Raw genomic sequence first — 3,142 nt, 5'->3', positions numbered from 1 at the left:
GTGCCCGCCGATATCGCCGCGGTCCGTACCGTCATCACTCTTGACGACGCCGGGCTCAGGTTCGGGCAGTTCCCCGCACCAATCGCCCGGATCCTCGACGTAGCCGGAAACGAACTGTATTCCTATATGATCGAAGGACTTTCGAGCGAATCAGTCGTGGTCGCGATCGAGATATATCGGCGCGGCAACCAATGGAAGGTTCGCGCCGTCGGGCAGGGATACGCCGGCGGTTTCGCCGACCTGGTACGTGACCACGGAGTCAGCGTCGACGACGAACCCACACCACCCCCACCGGTACAGGCACCGCAACCGGTGGCGGCCCCAGCACCGGTCCCGGAGATCAGCCTCAGCAAGAACCGGCCGGTCAACCTCGTCAAGGGACAGCGGGTGACGCTGCGCAAAGACGGCAACGTCGCACTGACCGACATCGCGATGGCACTGGGCTGGGACCCTGGCCGCGGCCGATCGATCGACCTCGACGCATCGGTACTGATGTACTCCGGCAGTGAGTGTATGGAAATCGTGTGCTTCTACCATCTTCGCAGCAACGACGGCTCGATCGTCCACTCCGGGGACAATCTGACCGGCCACGGCGAGGGCGATGATGAAACGATATCGATTGCTCTACAACGTATTCCACCCCACATCGACAAGCTTGGCTTCACCGTCACCTCCTTTCTGGGGCAATCCTTCAAATCCGTCCAGAACGCCTATTGCCGGCTCGTCGACACCACCACCAACACGGAACTGGCCCGCTACACGCTCAACCAGAAGGTGCCACATACGGCGATCCTGATGGCCGCCATCGACCGGCAGAACGGCGAATGGAAGCTCCGTGCGATCGGGGAGGGATTCTCGGCCCGCACACCGAAGAAGGCCGCCAAGCAATCCCGTCAGTTCATGTGACCTGAATGCCCGAGCGGCTGGACGGCCGCAATCGGAACACCGTGACCGCCAGCCCGGTTGCCAGCGCGACCAACACCGCGCCAGGCACGCCTCGGAAACGGGGATCGATGCCCAGCCGAGGAAACGGGCGCAGGTAACCATCCACCACAGGGCCGGATCAAAGGATCCGGAGTCCGCGCGGCGTCGCAATCACCTGTCCGTCGCTGATTCGACCTCACCCTCATCCGGGTCGGCGGTCCGCACCGCCACCGCGACGGCCACACACACGATCCCGGCGATCTCCCATGAATGCGGCACCTGGCCGAGCGCGAGAAAGCCGATCACCGCCGCGGTCACCGGCAGCAATGCCATCAACAAGGCGAAGCGTCCCGCGCCGATCCGCCTCAGCACGACCTGATCCAGTCCGTACGGAACGGCGCTCGAGGCTGCGCCCACCGCCAGCCCCAAGCACAGCACCGCCCAGATCGACGCGCCGTCACCGCCGGTCTGCCAGCCAGGGGCGTCCCAGTCGATCCCCCGCCATACCAGCCAGATCAACGGTGAGGTCAGCAGCGCCGCCATCACGAACCCGGTTGCCAGATCCTCGACACCGGACCCGCGTTGGGCGACCTTCTTCCCCAACACGATGTAGCCGGCCCAGCACGTGGCCGCAGTCAGCGCGAGAATCACACCCCATGCCGTCCCGCTCCAGCGCACATCCGCGATAAGCATTACCCCCACCACCGCGAACACCAGCGCCACCAGGTCCCGTCGTGTCCGCGAACCCGCCACGACCACCGCGATCGGCCCCAAGAACTCCAGCGCCACCGCCGACCCGAGTGGCAGGTGGTCGAGTGCTTCATAGAACGCGATGTTCATCGCCGCGGTCATCAGTCCGAACGCCGACGCCAGACGCAGCCGGCGCCAGTGCCATGCTGCGCGACCCGGCCGAACCCACAGCACCAGAACGACGGCCGCGCCGGCGATCCGCAACCATGCCACGCCCGCCGGCTCGATCGCGTCGAACAGTCCTACTGCCACTGCCGCACCCAGATACATCGACGTCGCGCCGACGATCATCAAGCCGGGCGGCAGCAGACGGTCTGCTGCCTTCCTGCCGGCCGGCGTGGAATCAGCGAGGCTCACCGGGCTCACTGTAGGCCAGGCATCACGACGATGCCGCCCGGTCGGCATCATCAGCCTGGGCGCCACCGCGCCGACCATCAACGGAATCCGGGCGCCCGGTACCGGCACCTGGATTCCGAATTGGACTATGCCTGCTCGGGACCAAACCTGTGCGCGGACATCCGACTCCGCGCCCACAGCCCGACGACGAGCGTCGCCCCGCCCACCACGGCCGCACCCACGACACCGTCGGGCACCGGAATCGATGCCCAGGCCCACCCACCGAGGACGCGGGCACAGGTGACCATCCACCAGAGGGCGGGGCCGAGTAGGCGGGCCAGGAGTTCGGCGACCACCCAACCGAATCCGCCGGACGTACCGACCGAGCCGATGATCGCGAGCACCGTGCCGACGATGCTGATCACCCCGACGACCGGTACCACCAGGATGTTGGCTGCGATCGCGACGATGCTGAACCGGCCGCTGATCAAAGCGATGATGGGAGCGGTCACCAGTTGCGCGGCGATGGCCATCGCGAGCACTTCGGCGACGCCGGTGGGTATTCGGTAGTGCCACAGCCAGTCCCGGATTGCCGGTCCCCACAGGACGATTCCGGCGGTCGCGGCTACCGAGAGCGCGAAGCCGGGGGCAAGGGCGAGTTCGGGCCACCACAGCAGGCCGACGATGACGGCGGTCCCGAGTGCGGGTAACGCCTGGGATCTTCGTCGGCTGAGCATGGCGAGGAGTCCGACCGAACCCATCATCGCGGCCCGCAGGACACTCGGAGACGGGCGGACCAGGATCACGAAACCGACGATCACCAGCAGGCCGAGGATCGGGAGAAGCCTACGCGGACAACCCAGTAGGGCGAGCAGGACCAGTGCCGCGCCGCAGACGATGGCGAAGTTGCTTCCCGAGACGGCGGTGAGGTGGCTCAGGCCCGCATCACGGAAGTCGTCGCGCACTTCGTCGTCCAGGCCGGAGATGTCGCCGAGGACCAGGCCGGGCAGGAGACCGGATTCAGGTGAGCTCAACGCCCGGGCACTGAGGGTGCGCAGTCGGTCACGGATATGCGCCGCGACCCGCTGATGAGCAGGTGGTTCGCCGACGAGTGTTGGTGTACCGACGGCGG

Annotated in this window: 3 protein-coding genes; 1 reads left to right on the top strand and 2 read right to left on the bottom strand. The window is 66.5% G+C overall.

Features of this window, described 5'->3' with window-relative positions:
* The coding region (locus KDB67_RS09310) for a TerD family protein (protein ID WP_291015139.1) at positions 1 to 906 on the top strand (906 nt) is incomplete at its 5' end.
* A gap of 189 nt (positions 907 to 1,095) precedes the next feature.
* On the opposite strand, the gene KDB67_RS09305 is transcribed toward KDB67_RS09310, so the two are convergent.
* Together KDB67_RS09305 and KDB67_RS09300 are read right to left on the bottom strand one after the other, a co-directional pair.
* Positions 1,096 to 1,944 carry an EamA family transporter gene (locus tag KDB67_RS09305; protein WP_291015141.1) on the bottom strand — a complete coding sequence of 283 codons (849 nt, stop codon included), beginning with the start codon at positions 1,942 to 1,944 and terminating at the stop codon, positions 1,096 to 1,098.
* A 212-nt stretch (positions 1,945 to 2,156) separates the two neighbouring features.
* On the bottom strand, positions 2,157 to 3,142 hold a 986-nt coding region (locus KDB67_RS09300; RefSeq protein WP_291015136.1), incomplete at its 5' end, for a ComEC/Rec2 family competence protein.

The organism is Gordonia sp. (in: high G+C Gram-positive bacteria) (assembly GCF_020438995.1).
Classification (GTDB): Bacteria; Actinomycetota; Actinomycetes; order Mycobacteriales; family Mycobacteriaceae; genus Gordonia.
Note: the sequence above shows the minus strand (reverse complement) of the source record. Positions and strands in the feature narration are given on the sequence as shown.